The organism is Trichocoleus sp. FACHB-262 (genome assembly GCF_014696035.1).
Lineage (GTDB): Bacteria > Cyanobacteriota > Cyanobacteriia > FACHB-46 > FACHB-46 > Trichocoleus.
The window spans coordinates 1-5,538 of record NZ_JACJPK010000016.1 but is presented as its reverse complement, the minus strand read 5'-3'; the positions used below and the strand labels follow the sequence as shown (position 1 = coordinate 5,538).

At 47.4% G+C, this 5,538-nt stretch carries 5 protein-coding genes; all 5 read left to right on the top strand.

What is annotated here, in order from left to right:
• On the top strand, positions 1 to 615 hold a 615-nt coding region (locus H6F68_RS01150), incomplete at its 5' end, for a sensor histidine kinase KdpD (protein WP_190555864.1).
• 32 nt (positions 616 to 647) lie between these two features.
• Positions 648 to 1,349, top strand: a complete 702-nt coding sequence (locus tag H6F68_RS01145) for a response regulator transcription factor (protein ID WP_190555862.1) — start codon at positions 648 to 650, stop codon at positions 1,347 to 1,349.
• Between the two features lie 29 nt (positions 1,350 to 1,378).
• A complete protein-coding gene (locus tag H6F68_RS01140; protein WP_190555860.1) occupies positions 1,379 to 2,644 on the top strand; it encodes a DUF4255 domain-containing protein in 1,266 nt (421 codons plus the stop codon).
• A 6-nt stretch (positions 2,645 to 2,650) separates the two neighbouring features.
• Positions 2,651 to 2,887 (top strand): hypothetical protein, encoded by a 237-nt coding sequence (locus H6F68_RS01135; RefSeq protein ID WP_190555858.1) that lies wholly within the window; start codon positions 2,651 to 2,653, stop codon positions 2,885 to 2,887.
• Positions 2,880 to 4,868 (top strand): ATP-binding protein, encoded by a 1,989-nt coding sequence (locus H6F68_RS01130; RefSeq protein ID WP_190555856.1) that lies wholly within the window; start codon positions 2,880 to 2,882, stop codon positions 4,866 to 4,868. Before H6F68_RS01135 ends, H6F68_RS01130 begins: the two co-directional genes overlap by 8 nt.
• Positions 4,869 to 5,538: the final 670 nt, after the last annotated feature.

Below are 5,538 nucleotides of genomic sequence, written 5' to 3'. Positions count from 1 at the left end.
ACTCGACATCAGTTGCGTACCCCTCTAGCCTTAATGTTGCTCTATATAGATTTATTGACAGCTGCAACCAGGGATAGTCGATCGCAGGAATGGCTAAAAAATCTGCGCCACACGACGGAAGAAATGCACACTAGTCTGAATTACTTGACTGAAGTGGATGCAGCGCCGGATCAGCGGTTCGGTAGTTATGACCTACATCAATTGTTCGAGCAATGCAATCAAGCGATGCAGCCTTGGTTGCAAGAAAAACAACTACGGTTGGGCTATGATGGTCCATCTCTAGAGCTTTGGGGCGATCGCTGGGAGATCAAGCAAGTGCTGCAAAATCTGCTGAGTAACGCGATCGCCTTTAGTCCTATAGGGGGGCGGATCACTTGCGAATGGCAAAGCTTCCAAACAGAAGTGCTGATTCGCATTAGAGACGAAGGGCCTGGATTGTCTCCAGAAGACTTGCGATTGTGGGGAACCCCCTTTTACTCTCGCCGTCCCGGCGGGACTGGATTAGGGCTCGCGATCGCTAAACAAATCGTTTTGAAACACAAAGGCAGCTTATGGGCTGAAAATTTGTCAGAGCGGGGAGCTCAGTTTTGTATCGTTCTACCTCGGACGGCCTGATCACTTTAACTTGATTTAAATGAGTTTTTATCATGCACACCTTCCCGCCAACAGCCTCTCCACTTAACAATCCCATTTCTATTTTGTTAGTTGATGACTGCCCTGCCTTTCGCCAAGGTTTAAAGAGTTTATTAGAGTTTCACAGTGCCACGAACGCTATCCAATTCCAGGTAATAGGGCAGGCTGCCTCAGTGCAACAAGCAAGCAGCCTAGCCCTCCAGCAATCTCCTATGCTGATTTTGTTAGATATGGAGCTGAATCAGGAAAGCGGTGTAGAACTTTTACATGTTTTAAGTACCAATGCGAAAACTAGCAAAGTGTTGGTCTTATCGGGGCATGAAGAAGAAGAATGGGTTTTCAAAGCCATGCAAGCTGGGGCGAAAGGGTATGTATTTAAACATCATCTTTCTTTGCAGTTGATTGAAGCGATTCAAGTGGTCATGCAAAATCAGATTTACCTTCCTCCAGAAGTAGCAACTCGATTTTTTCAACTGTTTCACTTTTCTCAAGGGCAGTCGATGTCAAGCAGTCCTAACATTCATCTCACACATCGAGAACGAGAGGTTTTGTACTGGTTGGTTCAAGGAGCTTCCAATGAGATTATTTCCCAGGAACTCTATATTACAGTAGGCACGGTCAAAGCTTATCTGACTACCATTTTTGAAAAGTTAAACGTCACCAGCCGAACTCAAGCTGCCTTACAAGCTCTCAAACTTGGATTGGTATCTACTTAGCAACTACAAATTGACCCAATTGATATTCAATGAGTAACTATTTGTCTGTAGCGACAGTAACCGCCACTCTGCAACGGACTTTGCAAGCAGCTGTGCAAAGCGATGTAGAGGGAGCACGGGTGACGACGGTTCGCCCTAGCGACATTGGCACGGGTACTCCAGAAACTGGTATTAATCTGTTTCTCTATCAGGTCATTACAAATCCAGCCCTGAACAACATGGATGCTACTCCTTTTCGCTCTAAAGGACTGCCTACAAAACGACAAACAGCTCTGGATTTGTACTATATGTTCACTTTCTATGGTAATGAAACGGAACTGGAGCCACAGCGGCTACTAGGTAGTGTGATGTGCACCCTGAATGATAAACGGGTGATCAATCAAGATATGATCCAAGCAGCCTGTCGGGACTCAACCTTACCTTTTTTAAGTGCATCTAATCTAGCGGATCAGGTGCAGCAGATCAGTATTGTTCCGTTAGATTTGAACTTGGAAGACTTATCAAAAGCTTGGTCAGTTTTTTTTCAAACCCCTTATTCTCTCTCAGTGGGATACAAGGTGTTAGTGGTGCTGGTGGAAGGAGAAGAAGCACCGACCCGCAACTTACCGATTCGCGATCGCCGCATTAATGGGCTAGCTCCTTTCTTCAATCAACCCCACATCGATCAAGTAATAGCCCAGGGTGGAGCTGCCACTGCCATTCTAATGGATAGTACTTTAGTCATTACCGGCAAACAGTTAAAGGGGGATTGGGCCACCCAAGTTCGCCTGGGTAATGTGGATGTGACTCCAACAACTGTGAGTGCTACGGAGATTGTCCTGCCGCTTTCTCTGGTGCCACATTCTGCATTGCGAGCGGGAATTCAGAGCTTGCAAGTAATCCATCTTCCCGAATCTCGTCATTTAACCACCCAACGAGGTAAGGAATCAAATGCGGCTCCCTTTGTCCTCCGACCGCGCCTCCTCAACCTCATACTATTGACACTAGAGGGAGAAGAGGATGATGGTCGATCAGGCCAACTGCAAGTGCAGACTAACTTGACGATTGGCGCTAAACAACGAGTGGTTGCAGTCTTGAATGAGTGGGGGACGAGCGAGCCAAGTTCTTATCTATTTGATGCATCGGTGAGGCAACGTGATGACACCTCAATCATGATTCCCTTGCAAAATCTAAAACCAGGTGAGTATCTCGTACGTTTGATGGTAGATGGTGCAGAGAGTCAGTTACAGGTTGATGACAATCCACAAAGTGAGACTTATGAATGGTACATCGGCCCTAAGCTTACAATTCGCTAAGTTAACATGACAGACTCTACCTCCTTTGATCCGTGGTTAGAACCGAAAGCTGACTCTTTTGACTATAACCAGTTAAATGAGTTAGGTAACCGAGCGATCGCTCTAGGCTTGCTGATCGGGCATGGTTATCACGGAGATCAATACGAACTCCTGCATCTAGGAGAAGTTGTGCTTTTGTCTCCTCCAGACGCTCATAACTATCTTAAGGCTTTAGTCCAAACAGGAGAACAGTTAGATGGTTAATTTAACTGTTTCTCCGGATACAGCCAACTGGATGGAACAGAATCACCGATATTTGATGGCGGCGATCGCTCAGACTGCGTCTTATCTCCAGCCCGATGGCTCTACCCTCGCTGCACCAGAACCTATCTATCCGCCTGCTGCGATCGACCAACTGAGCCAGCTGTTTGGTCTCTCTCGGTTTGAGCGAGCCATTCTACTGTTAGGTGTGGGTATGGAATTGTATCCTCAACTGGCAGCTCTCATCGTTGCTAATGCCAATAGTTCCCAGACTGTTAGCCCTACCTTTGGTTTGGCTTTGAGTCATCTGCCACAGGCGCATTGGAGTGCCTTTACTGCCGAGTCTCCCTTACGTCGCTGGCAGTTGATTGAACTGGGTGGGGCAACAACCCTGCTCAACAGTCCCTTGCGGATTAATGAACGTATCTTACATTTTCTCTTGGGAAATACGCAGCTAGACCCTCAACTCATTGGCTTAGTGACCGTATTGCCCACAGAATTGGTCCTAACTTTACCACCCTCACAGCAAACCCTGGTGACGGAAATAGTCACTCTCCTGCAACAAGCAACGACTCCTCCCCTGATCCAGCTGTGTGGTTATGACACAGCGACAAAACAAGCCATCATCACCGCAGTATGTCAGACTCTAGGTTGGAAGCTACTCAGTTTGACCGCTGATGTTCTACCCACCGATCTTCATCAACTGCACCTCATCCAAACCCTGTGGGAACGAGAAGCAATTTTGCGGGGGAGCCTGTTGTTACTCAATTATGATGGTGCACCCGAGGTCACAGAAAGCAGTAGTGCCATCCCAGCTCAGAGCAACGCGATGGCGCGAGTGATGGAAACTTGCCAACAACCGCTAATTATTTTTAGCCGGGAGCGCCGTCCGATACGGCAACGACCTATTTTCTACTTTGAGATCACTCAACCTACAGCTTCGGAACAGAGGCAACTGTGGGTACAAATGCTAAATCAGTTACCGGACCATACAGCAGCCATCCAACCAGAAATTCTCATCCCTCTGGTTAATAAGTTAGCTAGTCACTTTAGCTTATCCCCTTTAGCGATCCGAACTATTTGTACCCAGGTCCTATCAGGGCAGTCTGAGGAGACGGGCGATCGCTTTTCTGAGCGCTTTTGGAGCAATTGCCTCAACTATGCCCGACCCCTCTTGGAAGAGCTCGCTCAACCTATCCGGACTCAAGTGTGCTGGCAAGATTTGGTGCTTCCTGACAAGGAAAAACATACTTTAAAGACCATCATTGCTCAGGTCAGACAACGAGCTAAAGTATACGAACAGTGGGGATTTGCTAATAAAGGGCAACGAGGTCTTGGCATCAGTGCCTTGTTTGCAGGGGCGAGTGGAACTGGCAAGACATTAGCTGCAGAAGTAGTAGCCAACCAACTAAATTTAGATCTCTACCGCATCGATCTCAGTTCAGTCGTCAGTAAGTATATTGGTGAAACCGAAAAGAACCTCCGCCGCATTTTTGATGCTGCCGAACAAGGAGGTGCCATCTTGTTGTTTGATGAAGCTGATGCCTTATTTGGTAAACGTAGCGACGTTAAAGATTCCCACGACCGCTATGCCAATATGGAAGTGGCTTATCTGCTTCAGCGGATGGAAGCTTACCGAGGACTCGCCATCTTAACCACCAACCTCAAAAACTCTTTGGATCAAGCCTTTTTACGACGCTTACGTTTTGTAGTGCAATTCCCCTTTCCGGACGCCCTGCAGCGAGCAGAGATTTGGCACCGAGTCTTTCCAAAGGACACCCCAACCGAGAACCTGTCCTACCAGAAGTTAGCCAAGCTTAATGTGCCAGGAGGCAATATCCGCAATATCGCCTTAAATGCTGCATTTCTAGCAGCAGAAGCAGATGCACCTGTACAAATGCAACATCTTTTACAAGCAGCACAGAGCGAGTACCTAAAACTGGAACGCCCCTTGACCGAAGGAGAAACCAAAGGATGGAACTAGTCAGCTTATAAACTGCTGTCCAGCCTGCTATGCATGAACTATATTTTTTGTAAGAAGAATATAGCTCATAGAACGTTTGCCCGCAGCGATCGACCCTTTCGGTCAAAACCTAAAATCCGAGAGCCCTTCATTGCCCACCCCCTTGGTTTTGAGGGGAGAGAGCTGTGAACCGGATTGAAGCAACACCCCATCTCTTGAGGGCAGAGCCAAGATAAACAGCCAGAACAGGAATGCCGGGGAGTTTTCGGTATTTTAGGCAACTCCCATCAAAGGCTGAGGAGGTTACTGAGTTTGCTGTTTCTGGCTCAGGCTGAATAGCAACTTGATGGATAACGTACGATGCAATCCGTTGGGCTTGAGGTTGGGGAGCCTGGGATTGCTTTGAACTAGATTTTGGATTGGATGGGAGCTGGGACTGTCGTAGCTCCTCAGAAGCTCCAAATAGGGGAAGTTGTGGCACTTGAAAGTTCCTTTGATTTGTAGGGGATCAAAGGAACCAGAGTCACCGAGGTTAACAACCGAACGGAACAACCACTCCTGGGTCAGGAGGTCGCTTCGTCAAATCTTCAAAGATCGCTGAAAGTTGCGTCATATAAGCAATCCAGTGATATCCTGATGCAATCCCATAAAAGATGGGTTAGGATTGAAGACGAGGGCATTAAAGCCCTTC

Bases quoted from the DNA above. Each gene is read 5' to 3' on its own strand.
- H6F68_RS01145 (WP_190555862.1), top strand. From the start codon at position 648: ATGCACACCTTCCCGCCAACAGCCTCTCCACTTAACAATCCCATTTCT.
- H6F68_RS01140 (WP_190555860.1), top strand. From the start codon at position 1,379: ATGAGTAACTATTTGTCTGTAGCGACAGTAACCGCCACTCTGCAACGG.
- H6F68_RS01135 (WP_190555858.1), top strand. From the start codon at position 2,651: ATGACAGACTCTACCTCCTTTGATCCGTGGTTAGAACCGAAAGCTGAC.
- H6F68_RS01130 (WP_190555856.1), top strand. From the start codon at position 2,880: ATGGTTAATTTAACTGTTTCTCCGGATACAGCCAACTGGATGGAACAG.